The 18,901-nt window shown below is 72.1% G+C and carries 14 protein-coding genes; 5 read left to right on the top strand and 9 right to left on the bottom strand.

Features of this window, described 5'->3' with window-relative positions; genetic code table 11:
- The first annotated feature begins 114 nt into the window (after positions 1 to 114).
- Both CLV67_RS28755 and CLV67_RS52765 read left to right on the top strand, forming a co-directional pair.
- A complete protein-coding gene (locus CLV67_RS28755) occupies positions 115 to 2,088 on the top strand; it encodes a hypothetical protein (protein WP_106323870.1) in 1,974 nt (657 codons plus the stop codon).
- A gap of 285 nt (positions 2,089 to 2,373) precedes the next feature.
- Positions 2,374 to 3,273: a nuclear transport factor 2 family protein gene (locus CLV67_RS52765; protein ID WP_203737326.1), complete on the top strand. Its 900-nt coding sequence runs from the start codon at positions 2,374 to 2,376 to the stop codon at positions 3,271 to 3,273.
- On the opposite strand, the gene CLV67_RS28745 is transcribed toward CLV67_RS52765, so the two are convergent.
- From CLV67_RS28745 to CLV67_RS28730, 4 genes are read right to left on the bottom strand one after another with little or no spacing between them, the layout of a single operon-like run.
- A complete protein-coding gene (locus tag CLV67_RS28745) occupies positions 3,212 to 3,946 on the bottom strand; it encodes a lipoate--protein ligase family protein (protein ID WP_106323868.1) in 735 nt (244 codons plus the stop codon). The two genes, CLV67_RS52765 and CLV67_RS28745, sit on opposite strands and share 62 nt — an antisense overlap.
- On the bottom strand, positions 3,943 to 5,190 hold the full coding sequence (locus CLV67_RS28740) for a dihydrolipoamide acetyltransferase family protein (RefSeq protein ID WP_106323866.1): 1,248 nt from the start codon (positions 5,188 to 5,190) through the stop codon (positions 3,943 to 3,945). Before CLV67_RS28740 ends, CLV67_RS28745 begins: the two co-directional genes overlap by 4 nt.
- A complete protein-coding gene (locus tag CLV67_RS28735; RefSeq protein WP_106323864.1) occupies positions 5,190 to 6,203 on the bottom strand; it encodes an alpha-ketoacid dehydrogenase subunit beta in 1,014 nt (337 codons plus the stop codon). The genes CLV67_RS28740 and CLV67_RS28735 overlap by 1 nt, the downstream gene beginning before the upstream one ends.
- A complete protein-coding gene (locus tag CLV67_RS28730) occupies positions 6,203 to 7,294 on the bottom strand; it encodes a thiamine pyrophosphate-dependent enzyme (protein ID WP_106323862.1) in 1,092 nt (363 codons plus the stop codon). Before CLV67_RS28730 ends, CLV67_RS28735 begins: the two co-directional genes overlap by 1 nt.
- 132 nt (positions 7,295 to 7,426) lie before the next feature.
- Between CLV67_RS28730 and CLV67_RS28725 the strand changes: the two genes are divergently transcribed.
- Positions 7,427 to 7,912, top strand: coding sequence for an Lrp/AsnC family transcriptional regulator (locus tag CLV67_RS28725; protein ID WP_106323860.1), 486 nt, complete (start codon positions 7,427 to 7,429; stop codon positions 7,910 to 7,912).
- Here CLV67_RS28725 and CLV67_RS28720 read toward each other — a convergent pair.
- The 3 genes from CLV67_RS28720 to CLV67_RS28710 are packed head-to-tail and all read right to left on the bottom strand — an operon-like array spanning position 7,866 to position 10,682.
- Complete coding sequence (locus tag CLV67_RS28720) at positions 7,866 to 8,516, bottom strand: hypothetical protein (RefSeq protein WP_106323858.1); 651 nt, start codon at positions 8,514 to 8,516, stop codon at positions 7,866 to 7,868. The genes CLV67_RS28725 and CLV67_RS28720 overlap by 47 nt on opposite strands.
- Positions 8,503 to 10,338: a M91 family zinc metallopeptidase gene (locus CLV67_RS28715; RefSeq protein WP_106323856.1), complete on the bottom strand. Its 1,836-nt coding sequence runs from the start codon at positions 10,336 to 10,338 to the stop codon at positions 8,503 to 8,505. The genes CLV67_RS28720 and CLV67_RS28715 overlap by 14 nt, the downstream gene beginning before the upstream one ends.
- Before the next feature lie 11 nt (positions 10,339 to 10,349).
- On the bottom strand, positions 10,350 to 10,682 hold the full coding sequence (locus CLV67_RS28710) for a hypothetical protein (RefSeq protein WP_106323854.1): 333 nt from the start codon (positions 10,680 to 10,682) through the stop codon (positions 10,350 to 10,352).
- Positions 10,683 to 10,756: 74 nt separating this feature from the next.
- Between CLV67_RS28710 and CLV67_RS28705 the strand changes: the two genes are divergently transcribed.
- Positions 10,757 to 12,787 (top strand): hypothetical protein, encoded by a 2,031-nt coding sequence (locus CLV67_RS28705; protein ID WP_146169324.1) that lies wholly within the window; start codon positions 10,757 to 10,759, stop codon positions 12,785 to 12,787.
- Positions 12,788 to 12,937: 150 nt separating this feature from the next.
- Here the strand turns inward: CLV67_RS28705 and CLV67_RS28700 are convergent, their stop codons facing one another.
- Positions 12,938 to 14,407: a hypothetical protein gene (locus tag CLV67_RS28700; RefSeq protein WP_146169323.1), complete on the bottom strand. Its 1,470-nt coding sequence runs from the start codon at positions 14,405 to 14,407 to the stop codon at positions 12,938 to 12,940.
- Between the two features lie 90 nt (positions 14,408 to 14,497).
- Here CLV67_RS28700 and lon point away from each other — a divergent pair, with 90 nt between their 5' ends.
- A complete protein-coding gene (gene lon / locus CLV67_RS28695) occupies positions 14,498 to 16,888 on the top strand; it encodes an endopeptidase La (RefSeq protein ID WP_275414924.1) in 2,391 nt (796 codons plus the stop codon).
- A gap of 1,234 nt (positions 16,889 to 18,122) precedes the next feature.
- On the opposite strand, the gene CLV67_RS28690 is transcribed toward lon, so the two are convergent.
- Entirely contained in the window at positions 18,123 to 18,842 is a 720-nt protein-coding gene (locus tag CLV67_RS28690) for a hypothetical protein (RefSeq protein WP_146169322.1), read from the bottom strand.
- Positions 18,843 to 18,901 lie beyond the last annotated feature (59 nt).

Here is an 18,901-nt window from a genome sequence, read left to right as displayed (position 1 = left end):
GCCGGACCGCGGAAGATGAGTCCACTCGGCCGGGTGCCGCCCGAACCCCGACAACCGGGCGCCCGGGCCGAAGAGGGGTATCGGCGGTCGTCGAAGCGCTGATAGAAAGGCAGCGTGGTCAGCACACCTGCCGAGGTCGACCGGCTGCTCAGCGCCGCCGACGAGAGCACCGCGCGGGTAGGTCTCGGCCCGGAGACCCGGGCGGCTGTCGTGCGGGCCGTCGCCGCTGCCCGTGAACTCGGCGATCCTGGCCGTCTGTTGCACGCCCTCGGCCGTGCCGCGCTCAACCTCGCGCTCGAGCGACTCGCCGACGGCGGCGACGTCACCGAGGTCTGGGAGAAGGCCGAAGAGGTTCTCGTGCTCGCCGGCGGTCTGCTCGCCGATCCGGAACTCCAGGCCGATGCCGTCTATCGCACCGCGCAGGCAGGTCAGATCCTGGCCGCCACCGGTGACGCGGAACGCGGACGTGACATCGTCGAGCGGCTGTGGCGGTCGGTCGCGCCCCGGCCCGCCGACGACCTCGACGCCCTCCGCGCCCGGACGGCGGCGCTCACCGCGTTGGTCACCATGCGGCTCGACACGGACCCGGCCGGCCTCGGCCCGCTCGCCGCCGAGATGGTCGACCTGCAGCGCCGGCTCGCCCGCGAGGACGGGATTCCGGCCTCCGTGGTCGACCTGTCGGAGGCCCTCGGCATCTTCGTGCGGGTGGCTCGGACACTGGGGCGACCGGATCTGATGCGGGTGGCGCTGACCGAGCAGTACTCCTTGGCGCAGAATTTCGAGGGCTCGCGAGCGCAGGAGCAGCGGGACCGGATCATGGCGGCTCTGTCGGAACTCCATCAGGCCGCGCCGGACATCCCGATCGTGGTGCCGGGCTCCGGCGCCTGGCGGATGCGCGGCTCCTACCTGGATCTGCTGTTCGAGCCGGGGCCGTCCGGGTCGGCGAGCGGTTCGTTCGCGGCACGGCTGGCGGCCGAGTCCCGGCTGACCGGCCCGGCGTCCGGGGGCCGGCTGCCCGCCGATCCGTCGGTGATCCGCGGCTGCGCTGCCCGGCTCGATCACGGGATCGCCCTGGCCGGTGCGGAACGCCTGGCCGAGGCCGACCAGGTCTTCGCCGAGCTCGCGGACGAACTGAGCCTGCACGACGGGGTGATGCCGGAGCCTGCCCGGGGAGACGTCCGGCGTCTCTGGGCCGCGGCCCTCTATGAGCGGGCGATGCTCCGGCACGGCCTCGGTCATTCCGACGACGCCTGGAACCTCGCCTGGCTGTCGATCGTCGTCTCCGTCCGACGGCACGAGGGCCCGGCGCCGGAAGGCCCGACGCCCGAGAACCCGACGCCCGAGAACCCGACGCCCCAAGAAGCGGCGCCCGAAGAAACGGCGCCCGAGAACCCGACGCCCCAAGAAGCGACGCCCCAAGAAGCGACGCCCCAAGAAGCGACGCCCCAAGAAACGGCGCCCGAAGAAACGGCGCCCAAGAACCCGACCTCTCAAAAACCGGCGCCCGAAAGAACGGCGCCCGAGAACCCGGCGCCCGAAAGAACGGCATTCAGAAGAACGACACCCGGAACCGCGGCGCACCGGGAGGCGCTGGCCGACACGGCCACCCACATGGTCGACGCCGCCACGATAGCGGTCGCCGCCGGCCGTCCCGAGGACCAGATCATGCTGCTGTCCGAGGCGATCAGACGTTGCGCAAACCAGACCGACCCGCGGTTGCGGCGGATCCTCGGCAAGGCCCTTCACAACCTGGCCGCCGCGCTGCGCCAGCACCCGGACGCCGCGACGGCCCTGTCCGAACGAGCGCGCGAGGTCCGCCGGGAACTGGCCGATCCGGCCGACCCGGGCAGCCTCCGGGAGTACGCGAACACGCTGCTGCTCACCGCGGCCCTCGCCGTGGACCGGCAGGACTGGCAGGTGGCCGTCGAGCGCCTCGCCGCCGTCCTCCCGCTCGCGCTCGCCGTGGGGGCGGCCGGGGAGGCGATGGCCGCTCACGCGCGACAGCTCGCGACGGCGGTCGCCGCCCGGGCACCCGAGCTGGTGGACCGGTTCCACCATGAAGGCCACTGGCCCTATCCGACGCGCTGACGACCCTGCCCGACCTCGAGGCGTCACCGCCCTATCCGACCGCGAAGCGTCACCGCCCTCCCCGACCGCGAGGCGTCACCGCCCTCCCCGGCCGCGAAGCGTCACCGCCCTCCCCGGCCGCGAAGCGTCACCGCCCTCCCCGGCCGCGAAGCGTCACCGGACCTACCCGGCCGCGAAGTGTTGACGGCAACCGGCCCTACTCGGCCTCGTAGGTCGTCCGCACCGACTTACCGGACGACCACCGATCGGGCGATCGGCGTCGGCACCGGCCGTTAGCCTGCCCGAATGCGAAAATCTCTTCTCGTTGTCGTCGTTGCGGGCCTCGTCGCCTCGACGGCCGCTTGTGGCGGCGACAAGACCGGCAGCGACAAGACCGGCAGCGACAAGACCGGCAGCGACAAGACCGGCAGCGAGACCGGCAGCAAGACCAGCGCCGCGACGGTCACGCAGCCGAGCGCCGAGCCCGCCGCGGCGCCCGCAGAGGAGAAGGAGCCGCTCACCGCCACGGCGATCCTCGAGAAGCTGCAGGCGGCGAAACTGGGGCTCACCAACGGTTCCACGCAGACCGAGGACGACGACCCGAACAACCTTCTCGGCCGGCCCGACGGCTACGTCTCGCGTGCCTCGGCCGACCTTCCCGGCGGCGACCGGTCGGGCAAGAGGTATTCGGTCGACCGGGGCCTGGTCATCGAGGTGTTCGACAGCGCTGATCTGGCACAACGACGCAGCGACTACATCAAGGGCCTGCAGAGGGAGAGCCCCGTCCTCGGCACCGAATGGCACTACCGCACCGCCGACGGGACCGGGCTCGTCCGGGTCAGCGGCGACGTCAAACCGTCCCTGGCCAAGAAGGTCGGGGCGGCGGTGGCCGGGCCGGACAGCACCACCGACGAGCTGAAACTCGCCGTGAAGGCCTACAGCGACGCCTTTCTCACCGGTGATGCGAAGACCGCGTACAACCTGCTGTCCGAGAGATGCCGGAAGCGGATGTCGTCATCGGAGTTCACCGGCATCGTCGACGCGGCCGAGAGGATGTACGGCAGCGCCTTACCGCTGGAGACGTACTCCGCGAAGGTGTCCGGCGATCTGGCCCGGGTCACCTACACCTATTCGGTGAAGGCGATCAATCAGGAGGCCGAGCCGTGGGCCCGTGAGAACGGAGACTGGCGCCAGGACGACTGCTGACCGCAGGGCCGGGCAGGTCGTAGGCGGCCCGGACGGCCTCGGTGACCCGCTCGACGGTCAGGCCCGGCACCACGTCCTCCAGACTGCCGACGGTGGCCGGGTCGAAGTCGTAGCCCAGTTCGCGGTAGGCGGCAGTGTGCACGTCTCGCAGCTGCGTCGTGCCGCTGACCTGGATCACCGTGCTGAACAGCCAGCCGTCGCGGGTCACCCGCTGGGCCGAGCCGACGATCTTCATGCCGCCGGCGTTGATGCTGTACTCGCCGGGGCAGTACTCCCCCGGCACCGGCCCGATCCGGGCGTCGACGCCGAGACCGATCAGCATCTCGGCGTGCAGACCGGCGAAGCGCTGGAAACGTTCCACCGGGTCGAGGGACTTCTGCTCAGCGCGATGCACATGGTCGACCACGACGCTGCCACGGTGATAGGCGGCCAGGCTGCCACCCTGCGGACGGACGACAGGATCAAAACCCAGATGTCGTACGGCTGAAGCCGCCCGTTCATAGCCGGGTCGGAGCGTGTCCCGCCGGCTGAACGCGGCCGTCGGGGCCGGCGAGTAGACGCGCAGGATGTCCCGTGCGTCGCCGAGCCCCTGCCTCAGCAGCAGCGGTCCGAGCTCCACGTCGGAGCCCGGACCGCCGGCCGCATCGTCCTCGGAGAGAAGGACCGTCGTCACAGCCGGGCGATCGCCGAGGCCGGGTTCTCGATCGCGTCGGCGACGCCGCGCATGAAGCCGGCCGCCACACCGCCGTCACAGACACGGTGATCGAACACGAAGCTCATCTGCGTGATCTTACGGACGCAGAGCTGCCCGTCGACCACCCACGGCCGGTCCATGATGCGGCCGAAGCCCAGGATCGCGACCTGCGGATGGTTGATGATCGCGGCACTGCCGTCGACGCCGAAGCTCCCGTAGTTGTTGAGCGTGAACGTGCCGGCGGCCAGTTCCTGCGGGGTCGCCTTCCCTTCACGGGCGGTGCCGGTGAGCCGCCGGATCTCGTCGCCGAGGCGGGCCGTGGTCATCGACTCGGCGCCGATCACGGCCGGCACCACGAGACCGCGGTCGCCCTGCACGGCGATACCCAGGTTGATCCGCTCGTACTCGACGATCTCCTGACGTTCGGCGTCGAACCGAGCGTTGAGCACCGGATACTCACGGAGCCCGGCGACCACGAAGCGGGCGATGTAGGCGAGCAGGCCGGGGCCGCCCGGGTTGCTCTCCCGCAGCCGCCACAGTTCCGTGGCGTCGACGTCCACCCAGACGGTCGCCTCGGGAATCTCCGCGCGGCTGCGGGACAGCGTGGCCGCCACCGCCTTGCGGAACCCGGACAGCGGAGTACGCCGCTCCCCGGTCACCGCCACCGGCGCCTCCGCCACGACCGGCGCCGCGACGAGCCGCTCGACGTCGGCGCGGACGATCATCCCGCCGCGGCCGGTGCCCTCGACCGTACGCAGATCGATGCCGTTGTTCCGTGCCAGGTTGCGAACCAGCGGGGAGATGACGGTCGGCACCCGGCGAGGACCAGGGCTCGGATGCGCCGGCGCGGTGCTGCGGGACCGCGGCCTGCGGCGACGAGCCGTGGAGGTCGCACCGGAGGTGCCGTAACCGATCAGGACGTTGCCCGAACCGGCCTTCTCCTCCTCCCGGTAGGTCTCGGCCGCCGTGGAGACCCCGGCCTCGACGGGCACGACCGTGATCAGCGGCTCACCGACCGCGAGGGTGGTACCGGCCGCCGCATGCAGGGTCGCGACCCGTCCGGCATACGGCGAGGGCACCTCGACCACCGACTTGGCGGTCTCCACCTCGGCGATGCTCTGGTCGACGGCGACCGTGTCGCCCTCGGCGACCAGCCACTGCACGATCTCCGCCTCGGTGAGCCCTTCGCCCAGATCCGGCAGACGGAAGGTGAGCTCCGGCATCACTGCTCCCACTGCAGGTCGTCGACGGCGTCGAGCACCCGGTCGACGCCGGGCAGCTGGAAGTGCTCCAGCTTCGGCGGCGGGTACGGGATGTCGAAACCGGTCACCCGGCGGATCGGCGCGGCCAGCGAGTTGAAGCAGCGCTCGGTGACGCGGGCGACGATCTCCGACGAGACGCTCGCGAAGCCGGACGCCTCGGCGACGACCACGGCACGGCCGGTGGAGCGGACCGCGGCGCAGACCGTCTCGTCGTCGAACGGCACGATCGAGCGCAGGTCCACCACCTGCAGGCTGCGGCCCTCGCGGGCGGCGGCCTCGGCGGCCTCCAGCGCCACGGGCACGGCCGGGCCGTACGCGATGAGGGTGGCGTCGGTGCCCTCGCGGCGGACCACGGCGGTGCCGATGCCGGGCGCGCGGACCGGCAGCGCGACCTCCTGCTTGCTCCAGTACAGCTTCTTCGGCTCCAGGAACACGACCGGGTCGGGCGAGGCGATCGACTCGCGGAGCAGGGCGTACGCGTCCGCCGGAGTGGCCGGGGCGACGACGTGCAGGCCGGGCGTGTGCGCCCAGTACGCCTCGGAGGAGTCGCAGTGGTGCTCGACGCCGCCGATGCCACCGGCGTACGGCACCCGGATCACCATGGGCAGCGTGACCCGGCCGCGGGTGCGGTTGCGCATCTTCGCGACGTGGCTGGCGATCTGCTCGAACGCCGGGTACGAGAACGCGTCGAACTGCATCTCCACGACCGGGCGCATGCCGTTCATGGCCATGCCCACGGCCATCCCGACGATCCCGGACTCGGCCAGCGGCGTGTCGAAACAGCGGTTGTCGCCGAACTCGGCGGTCAGCCCGTCGGTGATCCGGAAGACGCCGCCGAGCGCGCCGACGTCCTCACCGAACATCACCACCGACGGGTCGTCGGCCATGGCGTCCCGCAGCGCCCGGTTGAGTGCCTGCGCCATCGAGAGAGAACGGACCTCGGTCTTCGGTACGGGTGAGGCGAGCACCGTCATCAGTTGGCTCCTTCCCGGCTCAGCTCGTCGGCGACCAGCGCCGCCTGCTCCCGCAACTGCGGGGTGGGGCTCGCGTAGACGTACGCGAAAAGGTCCTCGGGGTCGGGCTCTATGTCCCGGTTGAGTCCGTCACGCAGATGGGCGGCGACCCGCTCGGCCTCGGCGGTGAAACCGGCCTCGATCTCGTCGGTGAACAGCTCGCGTTCGCGCAGGTGGGCGCGCAGCCGCTGGATCGGGTCACGGTCCTTCCAGGCCTCGACGTCGGCGTCGTCGCGGTAGCGGGTCGCGTCGTCGGCGTTCGTGTGCGCCTGCATCCGGTAGGTGTGCGCCTCGATCAGCTGCGGGCCCTCCCCCGCGCGGGCCCGTTCGACGGCGGCGCCGAGCACCGCGAGCAGGGCGGCCATGTCGTTGCCGTCGACCCGCTCGGCGTTGACGCCGTACCCGATGCCCTTGTGCGCCAGCGACGGCGCCGCCGACTGCCGCGACAGCGGGACGCTGATGGCGTACTCGTTGTTCTGGACGAAGAAGACGACCGGCGCCTGGAACACCGCCGCGAAGTTGAGCGCCTCGTGGAAGTCGCCCTCGCTGGTGCCGCCGTCGCCGCACATCGCCATCACCACGGTCGGCTCACCGCGCAGCCGGGCCGCGTGCGCCACACCGACCGCGTGCGGGAGCTGGGTGGCCAGCGGTGTGGCGTGCGGGGCGACGTGGTGCAGGTACGGGTCGTAGCCGCAGTGCCAGTCCCCCTTGAGCAGGCTCAGCGCCTCGACCGGGTCGACGCCCTTGACCACCGCGGCGACCGTGTCCCGGTACGTCGGGAACAGCCAGTCGCCGGCTTCGAGCACCTGCGCGGCCGCGACCTGGCAGGCTTCCTGACCGTGCGACGACGGGTAGACGGCCAGCCGGCCCTGCCTGACCAGCGCGTACGCCTGGTCGTTGAGCCGGCGGGCGGTGATCAGCGACCCGAGCGAGCGCAGCAGGGTGGCGTCGTCCGGTAGCGCGTGCGAGGGGGAGTCAGCCGCTCGGCCTTGTGGGTCGATGAGGCTGACCGGTTCCGCTGAAGGCAACAGCCGACGGGGGTCAGGTGTCATGGGGGTAATGGTTGTGGCTGGCGTCACGGTGTTCCAGAAGTCGGCCGAATTCGAGAAAACCTGCTCCCTCAGCGGCCCGTAGGATGCCAGATGTCCAGCTGAACGGTCGTTGGGGCGAGGAGGTGAAGACACGTGGCCACGGGACTCGACGACATCGACCGCCGGATCCTCGCCGAGCTGAGCCGCGACGGGCGCATGCCGATCCGCCAGCTCGCCGAGACCCTGCACATCTCACGGGCCAACGCGTACGCCCGCGTGCAGCGTCTCCGCGACACGAACGTGATCAAGGGTTTCCGCGCCGAGGTCGACCATGTCGCCGCCGGGATGGGCACCTCGGCGTACGTCACGGTCAACCTGCGCCAGGCCGAGTGGCGGGTCGTCGGCGAACAGCTGCGGGCACTGCCCGGCGTCGTGCACATCGCGCTCGTCGGCGGCGACTTCGACGTCATCATGCTGGTCCGCGCCAGGGACAACACCGACCTGCGACGCCTGGTCCTGGACGAGATCCAGGGCATGCCGGGGGTGGTCAACACCCGGACCCTGCTGGTGTTCGAGGAGTTCGAACCCGGGTTCAGCGAGCCAGGGGGGCCGAGCACCACAGGTGCTGCGCCTCGGTGACCGTGGGCAGGTGTCCCAGGACCGGGCCGAAGTCGCCGTCCGGAGGGGTCGCCGGGGCAGGCAGGTCCGCGGCGCGGCCCGCGCCGACGCAGAACACCACCTCACGGACCGGGTCGGGCAGCTTCACCGGTCCGTCGCCGTAGTCGTCGCCGTAGGGGCGGCGTCGTTCCAGCGGCAGCGGCACGTCGAACTCCTCGCGCACCGAGCGGCCGGGCTCCAGCTCGGTGATGCCGATCAGCGGCGTCGTCGTCCAGTCGGTCCTGTCCGACTCCTCCTGGTGGAAGGCGCGTTTGGCGACCTGGACCCGGCCCTCCGGCTCGCTGCCGATGACGTACACCGAGGCCGGGTCCTCGACCATCGACCCGGACGGGCTGAACGCCGGCACCCGGTTGAAGACGATCAGCTTGCCGTTCGACCGGTTGGTCAGCTCGTAGGCGATGTGCAACGCCTGGCCGCGTACGTCGATGGCGGTGGTGAAACCGACGTCCGGCGGGTTGCCCTTCGGGCGCGGGTCGGCCGGCTCGGAGGGCTCGCCGGTGCAGGCGGCGCAACCCAGCGTCAGGGCCAGGACGGCACCGGCGAGCAGCCGTCTAGTAGGCGTCACGGTGCGGTGCCCCCATCTCTTCGCGCAGGCCGTTCTCGGTCAATTCGTACGGATGCTCGGGGTGGATCTGATCGGGTGTGTCGGGATCGTCGTCGTGGTCGATCGGCAGACCGGTCGCCTCGCGTTCCCGGTTGTTCGCCCCGGGGTTCTCCGGGCCGTCGTGCACACCCGGCGCCAGACTGTCGTTCATGTAGTCGTAGACGTGCGCGAACTCGTGGTACAGCACCGCCACGGGCGGCCCCTCGACGTACCCGCGGCCCTGGTCGGTGTTGAGGTGGTTGATGTGGGTGTTGTAGGCGATCTCGTTGCCGCCGTCGACCCGGCTGGCCGTGCTGTTGTTGGGGTCGCCGGGGTCGTTGTACTCGCGGATGGTCAGCGAGTCGCCCTCGTGGTGCCACAGCCACCAGCCGCCCTCGGTGTCCTCGTGGCCCTGCTGCAGCGCCTGGAGCATCTGCTGGCCGCGCGGTGACGAGCCGAGCATCTCCAGGTCGGCCTCGACCCGTTCGCGGAACTCGGGTGTTCCCTCGATCTGGATGAACGTCTGCAGCGTCTTGATCTCGACGGTGACGGTCTGCTCGACGTTGCTGCCCCGGTCGTTCTTCTCCGCGTGCACCGTGTCGTCGCCGCGGCCGCCGTCGGTGGTGTCGCTGCCGGCTCCGGCGTAGACGACGTCGTCGCCTCCGCCGGCCCTGATCGCGTCGTCGTCACGCCCGCCGGAGAGGATGTCGTTCCCGGTGCCGCCGTCGATGGTGTCGCCGCCGGTGGCGCCCTCCAGGTAGTCCTGGCCCTCGCCGCCGCTCAGCGCATCGTTGCCGGACAGGCCGTACAGGATGTCGTCGCCGAGGCCGCCGGTGCCGATGTCGTCGCCCGCGCCGGTGTCGGCGTAGTCGCGGCCCGCCCCTGCCGACACGCGGTCGTCGCCGGCGCCCGAGTAGATCCGGTCCTTGCCGTCCAGGCCCAGGATGGTGTCCCGGCCGTCGCCGCCGCGCAGCTCGTCCTCGCCGACGCCGCCGATCAGGGTGACGTGCACGCCGGTGCCCGGCGCCACGGTGATCCGGTCGTTGCCGACGCCGCCGCGCACCACGATCTCGGCGTCCGGCGGGTAGTGGTGCTTCACACCGTTGACCTCGACGACCTGCAGGCCGGTCCGCGGGTCGATGCTCACCGTGACCTGGTCGTCGCCGGTGCCGGTGTTCACGACGACGCGGTTGCCGTCGCGGATCACCGACGTGCCGGCGGCCTCGGCCGGCATGTAGTACGGCGGGCTCGTCCCGGCGGCGACCCCGTTCCACGCTGTCGCGATCCGGGCGAACTCGGTGGTGGCCTGCCGGAACTTCGTTACCGTGGCGTTCAGCGCGCTGTCGAGTCCACTGCGGATCTCGGCGCACTGGCCGATCGAGTCGATCACGGTGGTGCTCTGCTCGTAGGTCTTCGGCGCGAACAGCAGATGCATCGGCGCGTCCCAGGTGAACGGAACCGCGGTCACCCGGCCCCACTCGCCGGTCAGGTGCGACTGTGCCGACCGCAGCGCCCCGGCCGCGTCCTCCAGCGCGTTCGCCGCGACACCGGCCTGCTCCTGCGCGTGGTCGAGGTCGGTGACGAGTTTGCGGCGGTGATCGTCGTACGAGTCGGCGGCCGCGCCCGCCCAGCCGTCGCCGAGCAGGCTCATCGCGGCGGCGTTCACCTCGTCGGCGGTGGCGCCGAGGGAGCGGGCGACCGCGCGCCAGGACTCCGCGGCGGCCGAGATCTGATCCGGCCGCGCGTGCAGATCCCACACGTCGGGGGTGCTGACCGCGGGCGGCGGTGGTTCCGGCGTCGTCATCGTCGCCTCCCCTAGATCGGAAGATTCGGATGGGTACGGCGAAGGTCGGCCGCGGCGTCGTCGTCGGCCTTCTTGTAGGCGAACGCGATGCGGTAGAGCCGGTCCATGTCGCCCTCGAGCACCGCGACCAGCCGTTCGACCGCCACTCCGCCGCCGTCCACGGTGTCCTGCGCGGCGGCCAGCACGGTGCCGGCGCCGACGCTGTCACCGACCGCGGACTGCGGGACCGCGAACGGTCCCTGGGCCTGCCGCCAGGCGTCGGAGAGCGACTGCGACGCGCGCAGCATCCTGTCGGCCACCCGGGTCACGGCGGCCGGATCGACGCGAACCTCGTCTTCCGCCACGCGGCGATGCTATCGGCACGGGTCGACGGGCACCGCCCCCGTCACCCTTGACGGCACACAGCACCATCGATGTCTTGGACACCGAGCAGCTTCGCGAACTGGCCCGCCGGGTCGTCGTCCGGGCGGCGAACCGTGCTGGGGGTACGCGGGCGGCGTACGACTCGTGGCGGTTGATCCGTGCCGGTGACCGTGGCGGGCAGATCGCGGTGGACGGCGTGTGGCAGGCCTGGCTGTATGATCCCGACCCTCGCTGGTGGACGGCCCTGTCCCGATGGCGGCTCCCGGCCGATCCGCGTTCGCGAGTGGACAGCGGCCTCCGGAGCGCCGAGCAGGTGCACGCGCTGAGCCTGGCCGCGCTGGACGACCCCGCGACGGGCACGTCAGCCGACGGGCTGGTGCAGGCCGTGACCATGACAGGGCATCCGATCGCGGAGATCGCCCAGCGGCGGATCCTGGCGCTGGACGGCCGGTCCACGATCGACGACGTCTGTCTCGCCGCGATCGGCCGCCCGGACGTCGTGGGCCTCCTTGAACGGTACGGCCTCCAGCCCGTCAGCGAGCCGGCCGCGGCCGCGTACTTCCTGCTCACCGGGCAGCAGTTCCGCTACTGGGAGCACGATCCCGACCAGACGCTGCTGGCCCGCGCCTACCGTGAGCTGCCGGCTCTGCGGCCGCGGTTGCGCGGTGCGATCCCGGACTTCGGCGACGTCGACGCGGCCCGGGTGGTGGTCACCGCGCTGGACGGTGTCACCAAGGAACCGGCCGAGGTCGCGTACGTCGCCGGCCGGATGGCCGACGGCCACGACTGGGATGGACTGTGGCGGTTCGCTCGCGGCCTGCCGCCCGCGGAGGCGTCCCGGGCGCTGCGGGAGGCCGACCCCGGCTGGCGGCCGTCCGATCTCGACGAGGCCGAGCTGTACCTGCTGCTGCGGAGCACCGACACGGCCGGTCTGCTGAACCGTGTCACGGCGCTCGGCACACCACGCAGGTTCGAGGTGGACGGGCGGGTCCTGCACGGCGCGTTCAGTGCCGACGCCACGCTGACGGCGATGACCGTCCGGCGCGGCAGCCGCGTCGTCGTCCAGGTCCTCGATCTGGAGCAGGGCAGATCGGCCCAGGCGTACGACCTGGGCGCCGACGACCACGGCCCGGTCTCGTTCGCGGGGCGCCGGCTGATCGCCTGCCAGCCGTGGCCGGGCGACACGTCGTCGAACTCCACCGTCTGGTGGTTCGGCGACCGCAAGCGCATCGGCCGGGCGCTGCCGGGCAGGGCGCTCGACCTGCGGCCGGTGTCCGCCGACGGGGCGGCGCAGATCGCGCTGGTGCAGCGGTCGCCGCGGCACCAGCCGGAACTGATGACGGTACGACGCCACGGGCCACCGGCGACACGGCAGCCGCGGATGTCCGGCCTGAACTGGCCGCCGCCCGGCATCACCTCGCCGAGTTCCCTGCTGGCCACCGATCCGGCGTCCGGGCGGATCGCGGTCGCCGACAAACAGATCCTCATCGCCGACGTGGTCCGCGGCAACCGGCTCCGCGGCCTGGTCCTCCACAGCCGGGCGTTCAGTGACGGGGCGTACCTCTCCCTCTGCTTCGACGGGCCGGAACACCTGATCGCCGCCGACGGCTTCGAGGTCACACGTTTCCAGATCGCCGGGTGGTATGTGCTGCCGGTCGCCCGCACGGACGCCGCCCGTGGCCTGGTCGTCCGCGTGCCGTACCGCAACGCCGTGGCTGTGGCCGATCCGGGTCAGGGGATCGTCTACCTCGACGCCGAGACCCTCGAACGGCAGGACGAGTCCACCGGCGGGCTCACCGGCCTGCGTGGCCATCCGAAGTTGTGGGCGGCGCCGGACGGATCCCACGCGGCCTGTCTCGACTACTCGGCGGTCCATGTCGTCCTGGCCGCCGAAGCGCCGCTCGCCGACCTGAGCAGGCGCGCCCTGGACCAGGCCACAGGGGCCGACGAGGTGACACTGGCGACGGCCCGGAACCATCCGGCCATCCGTGAGCGGGCCGGGGTGCTCCTGGACATCCTCGAGGCGAACCAGCACCTCCGCCGGGCAGCAGGCGGGCCGGGCGCCCGGTGTGAACCGGGCGCCTGACCGGCGCGCACGACGACCCGTGGTCGAAACGGGGACGGGGCGGAAGGTCGGTGAGCCGCCCGCTCTGCCGGGCCGGAGCCTCCTCCGGCTCTCTGAGCTACCGCCGTGCCGTCGCAGCCTGCCCCACCGCCGGGACTTGCCGCAACCGAATTAACACGCCTGCCCGGAGAAGACACCCGCACGCCGCAGAGTCCGGGCCAGCAGCGGCGAGGAGACCGTCACACCGTGCACCAGCTCCGGGGCGGGGGCCGGGAGCTCGGTCAGGTCCTGCCGGTACGGCTGGGTCCACCCGGCGGCCTCCGGGTCCACCGCGTGGCGGCGGCACGTCTCGCGGACCAGTTCGGCGGGGCACTCGTCGTCACCGAGCACGACGTCCCACGGCCGCGGCAGATCCGCCCACACACGGACGTCGACGTGCTGGCTCCCGCCGTCCAGCAGGTGCCACGCCGCCACGTCGGAGGCGACCAGCGCCGGGACCTTCCCCGGGCAGCTCGCCTCCACCACGTCGTCGTAGCCGAGACCCCGGGTCAGGTTCAGCCACCCGGTACGGGCCTGGTTGAACGCCCGCGACGCACTGTTCCACGACGACGAGTCGTCACCGACCCGCGTGATCATCACCGTCGGGTCGCGGTGGTGATCGAAGGACTCGCGCAGCGCCCGCGCCGACGCGGCCAGCTGCTCGTAGTAGCGGCCCATCAGCTCACCGGCCTGCGTGTCGTCGAGCATGTCCAGGATCCGCCAGCGGGTCAGCACCGAGCCCAGCACCACCGGCCGGCAGGTCGGGGCCGCCAGCGCCCCCGCCAGCAGCTCCTCACCCAGGCTGTCCATCGGCCGGGTCTGGCTGCCGGAGGTGAAACGGGTCCGCAGGTTGAGCCGGGCCACGTAGTAGGCGGTGAACGCCGCCGTCGCGGGGCACGCGACGAAGTCCTCCTCGGTGACCAGGTACGCCAGCCGCGACTTGCCGAACGCCACGGACGCCTCCCGGTCGCGTTCGGCCGCCAGGACCTCGGTGCGCTGCTGCAGGTGCAGCACCGCACGGACCGCCCGGCGGTAGGCCCGCACCGGCACACCCGGCAGCCGTTCCCGGCGGGTGGCCGCGTCCATCCGGTCACGGGCGTCGGCGTGTCCCCCGTGATCGCCGCGCGGGCCGCGTGCTTTCGGCACACGGTGACGGGTCCCGCCCCAGTAGGTCACCGCGACCGGCCGGCGCGCGACCGTGGGACGGGCCGGCCACGGCTGCTCGTCCGGCAGGCCGAGCAGCGGCAGCGCCACGCTCAGCCAGGCCCGCAGCGACGCGGGGTCGGCGGGGTCGGCCTGTTCCGGAGCGGGCAGGCCCGCGGTGCCCGCCACCGTGTTCACGGCGGCCTCGGCTGCCGCGTAGGCGCGGGTCAGGCCGGGGTGACGCCGCCACGTTCCCGGCATCGACGTCCGGTCCGGCCCGTATACGGCCCGGGTCGCCAGCTCGTGGCGCATGATCGCGTAGATGTCGCGGGTGGCCGCGGCACTCAGCCAGCGCTCCGCACCCAGTTCGACCAGGTCGATCACGACGTCCTGCGGTGGCCGTCGCTCCCGCAGCCCTCGGTACAGCCGGTGCAGGATCTCGTCCTGCGACCGTTTCACCGGCATCATTCATGCGCCTCCCCTGCCGGCCGGCGGCCAGCCGCACAGTATCGAGCCTCGTCGTCGAGACGTACAACGGAATTAGCCGTGATGTTCGCTGGCAGTGAACGCCGGAAGAGACGGAACACCGCCACAGTTGAGCGTGGAGTACTCAACTTCCCGGAGGTACCCGTGGCCAGCAAGCAACTCCCCGTGCTGTTCCTTGACGACATCGTCCTGCTTCCGGGCATGGTCGTCCCCGTCGAACTCGACGAGGCCGCCCAGGCCGCCGTGGACGCGGCCCGCACCTCGGCCGGCTCCGAGCTGCTGATCGCACCGCGACTCGACAACCGGTACGCCGCGTACGGCGTGGTGGCCAGCGTCGAGCGGGTCGGCAAGTTCCGCGGCGGATCCGCCGCGGCCGTGCTGCGGACCCGGTCCCGGGCCAAAATCGGCAGCGGCGTGACCGGACCCGGCGCGGCGCTGTGGGTCGAGGCCGAACCCGAGCCCGCCGGACCGGCGAGCGAGCACGCCCGTGAGCTCGCCGCCGAATACAAGCAGCTGGTCGTGTCGGTGCTGCAACGTCGCGAGGCGTGGCAGGTCATCGACTCGGTCAGCGCCATCGACGACCCCAGTGACCTGGCCGACACCGCCGGCTGGGCGTCGTACCTGTCCAACGACCGCAAGCGCGAACTGCTGGAGACGCCCGACGTCGAGGCCCGGCTGCGGCTGCTGATCGAGTGGACCCGCGACTTCCTTGCCGAGTCCGAGGTCAGCGACACCATCGAGAAGGACGTCCGCGAGAGCGTCGAGAAGCGCAACCGCGAGTACCTGCTGCGCGAGCAGCTCAAGGCGATCCGCAAGGAGCTCGGCGAGGGCGAGGCCGACGGCACCGACGACTACCGTGCCCGTGTCGAGGCCGCCGACCTGCCCGAGGCGGTGCGTGAGTCGGCGCTGCGCGAGGTCGGCAAGCTCGAACGCGCCGGCGACCAGAACCCGGAGGCCGGCTGGATCCGCACCTGGCTCGACACCGTCCTCGACCTGCCGTGGAACGAACGCACCACCGACAACACCGACCTGGAGGCGGCCCGCGCTGTCCTCGACGCCGACCACCACGGTCTCGACGAGGTGAAGGAACGCATCGTCGAGTATCTGGGCGTGCGTGCCCGCCGCGAGTCCCGCGGGTTGGAGACCGTCGGCGGCCGTGGATCGGGCGCCGTGATCCTGCTGGCCGGCCCGCCCGGAGTCGGCAAGACCTCGCTGGGCGAGTCGGTCGCCCGTACCCTCGGCCGGAAGTTCGTCCGGGTCGCCCTGGGCGGCGTGCGTGACGAGGCGGAGATCAGAGGCCACCGGCGGACGTACGTCGGCGCGCTGCCCGGCCGGATCGTGCGGGCCATCCGCGAGTCCGGGTCGATGAACCCCGTCGTGCTGCTCGACGAGGTGGACAAGGTCGGCAGCGACTACCGCGGCGACCCGGCGGCGGCGCTGCTCGAGGTGCTCGACCCGGCGCAGAACCACACGTTCCGCGACCACTACCTGGACCTCGACCTGGACCTGTCGGACGTGCTGTTCATCGCCACGGCGAACGTGCTGGAGACGATCCCGCAGGCGCTGTTCGACCGGATGGAGCTCATCGCGATCGACGGCTACACCGAGACGGACAAGGTGGCCATCGCCCGCGACTTCCTCATCCCCCGGCAGCTGGAACGGGCCGCCCTCTCCCCGGACGAGGTGACGGTCACCGAGGACGCTCTGCGCGAGATCGCCGCCAACTACACCCGGGAGGCCGGCGTACGCTCATTCGAGCGCCTGCTGGCCAAGGCGTTCCGCAAGGTGTCGCTGAAGAGTCTGCCGGCCACCGTGGACGCGGGCGATCTGAGGGACCTGATCGGGCGGCCACGGTTCGAGCCGGAGTCCGCCGAGCGCACCGCGGTTCCGGGTGTGTCGACCGGCCTGGCCGTCACCGGGATGGGCGGTGACGTGCTATACATCGAGGCGTCGCTGCTGCCCGGCAGTTCCGGCGGCCTGTCGGTGACCGGCCAGCTCGGCGACGTCATGAAGGAGTCGGCGCAGATCGCCCTCTCCTACGTGCGGGCGCACGCGGGTGAGCTCGGCATCTCGCCCGAACAGCTCGACCACCCGATCCACCTGCACGTACCGGCCGGGGCGGTGCCGAAGGACGGTCCGTCGGCCGGAGTGACGATGACGACGGCGCTGGTGTCGCTGCTGGTCGGCCGCAGCGTGCGGGCCGAGGTCGGCATGACCGGTGAGGTGTCGCTGACCGGCCGGGTGCTGCCGATCGGCGGCGTGAAGCAGAAGCTGCTCGCCGCCCAGCGCGCCGGCCTCACCGAGGTCTTCCTGCCCAAGCGCAACGAGCCCGACCTCGACGAGGTCCCGGCCGACGTGCTGGAGGCGCTGACCGTACACATCGTCTCCGACGTCCGGGAGATCCTGGAGACCGCCCTGGAACCGGTGGCCTCCGACTCGGTCGCGGCGGTCTAGGCGGGCGGCCGGGTTGCGGCGCTTCCTGAGGGCCTACGAGCATTCCCTCGTACGCCCCGCCAGCACCGCAGCCCGGCGCCCCGTCCTGCCATCCCCCGGCACCGCACGCCCGGCCGGGCAACCGACCCGTCCCGCCCCCGGCACCGCACGCCCGGCCGGACAACCGAACCCTCCTGCCTCCCGGGCACCGCACGCCCGGCCGGACAACCGAACCCTCCTGCCTCCCGGGCACCGCACGCCCGGCCGAGCAACCGGATCGCGTTGTCGAGGCCGGTCTCCACAGGTCAGGGTCTTCCGGCAATTCGCCGGCCACCGGTCGCGGACGGTCGTGCCAGGCCCGACAGCGGCGCTCTCAGACCCGCCCGCTTCGCCACCCACCCGCTGCCCGCGGCTCCACGCAATCCCGTGCCGCCCAACGACCGCGACAGACGGTTCCGCGCACCTCCGCCACCCGCCCGCCCGCAAGCGCGGGACACACGCACGGGCTTCGCGGGTGCTCCCGACGCCGCCGGCAACGACAGTCCGGTCACACAGCGAAGCCGTGGACGCCCACCGTCGCCGCCGCGCCGGCAAGGTCGCGCACAGCAGTTACGTGCGACCGCGCCTCCGCAGCACCGGCCCCACCACTCCACGACAACGCTCTCCCAGGCACCGCATCAGGCGGCGCTCTTCAACCCAGCCGGGATCCCACTGCCACCCTTTGGCAGCTGGAATCCACTGCTGAGACACGACCGGCGCGCTCGAACCCGCCCGTCAGCCGCATCCGTCTGAGCCGTCGGCGGCGCTCGGTCGGCTGATGGCCTGGCGTCACGGTCGTGGGCTCCGGAGTCGTGGGGGTCGGTTACCGCCGCGACCCGGTGCTGGACGATCAACTACGGCCGTTTTCAGAGCCGGGCTCCGGGATATCGCTGCCTCCGGCCCGGTAAAGGGTTCACCGCCCACGGCTGGGCGATCAAGCGGCCTGGGGAAGGGTTCGCCGGGCACGGCTGGACGATCAACAGCCCGGGAAAGGTTCACCGCCCACGGCTGGACGATCAAGCGGCCTGGGGAAGGGTTCACCGGCCACGGCTGGACGATCAACAGCCCGGGAAAGGTTCACCGGCCACGGCTGGACGATCAAGCAGCCCGGGAAAGGTTCACCGGGCACGGCTGGACGATCAAGCAGCCCGGGAAAGGTTCACCGGCCACGGCTGGACGATCAAGCAGCCCGGCACAGACCCCGACTTCGAGAGCTCTAGCGGCGCGGTGTCGGGCGGCGACGAGGGGCGGCGGCGGTCCGGCGGGGCGGGGTGGCTGTCCGGCGGCGCGGGGCGGCGGGCCCGGTAGGGGTGCGGCCTCGGCGGGCCGGGGGCGCTGAACGGCGGGTGGTTCCGCCGGTGGTGAGGCCGGCCACGACGATGACGGCGAACGCGCCCAGGGCCAGGCCGCGCGGCAGGGCCAGACGGAGGCCGGACACGCGGTCGGGGGTCTCCGGGGCCACCCAACCGGCCGGGTCGGCCAGCACCGTGATCGTCGCCCCGGTGGCGAACTCGTCGGTGTCGCGGCAGATCCGGCCGGTGACGGGGGTGCCGTCCGGGTGGGTCAGGCGGTAACAGGATTCGCTGACCTGCTCGTCGCCGCGGACACGGTGGGCACGTTCGACGCTGTCGACGCGGACGGTCTCGGGCTCGCCCCACAGGTCGAGGGCGACGAGCCGGGCCGCGAAGAAGCCCGCCACGCCGAACACGGCCACCGCCAGCGGAAGCGCTACGGCTACCACGGCGCTCCACCGTGATCGTCCGGCCGCCGGGCGGGCCTGGGACGGGCGCACCAGGCTGTAGATCAGCAGCGCCACCGCCACGAGCAACGCCACGAGCCAGACGGACCAGGCGCGGACGGAGGCGACGGCGGCGAAGATCCCGGGCGTCAGGAACAGTGCGGTGTACGCCAGCCGGCGGCCGAGATCGTTTTTCACCCCCTGATTCTGGCCGCGGCGCGCCACCCGAACGCGATCGGCCCGGTCATCCTCGCGAG

Origin of the sequence: Actinoplanes italicus (assembly GCF_003001815.1) — a bacterium.
In the GTDB taxonomy this organism is placed as follows: Bacteria; Actinomycetota; Actinomycetes; order Mycobacteriales; family Micromonosporaceae; genus Actinoplanes; species Actinoplanes italicus.
This window is presented reverse-complemented; position numbering and strand designations above follow the sequence as displayed.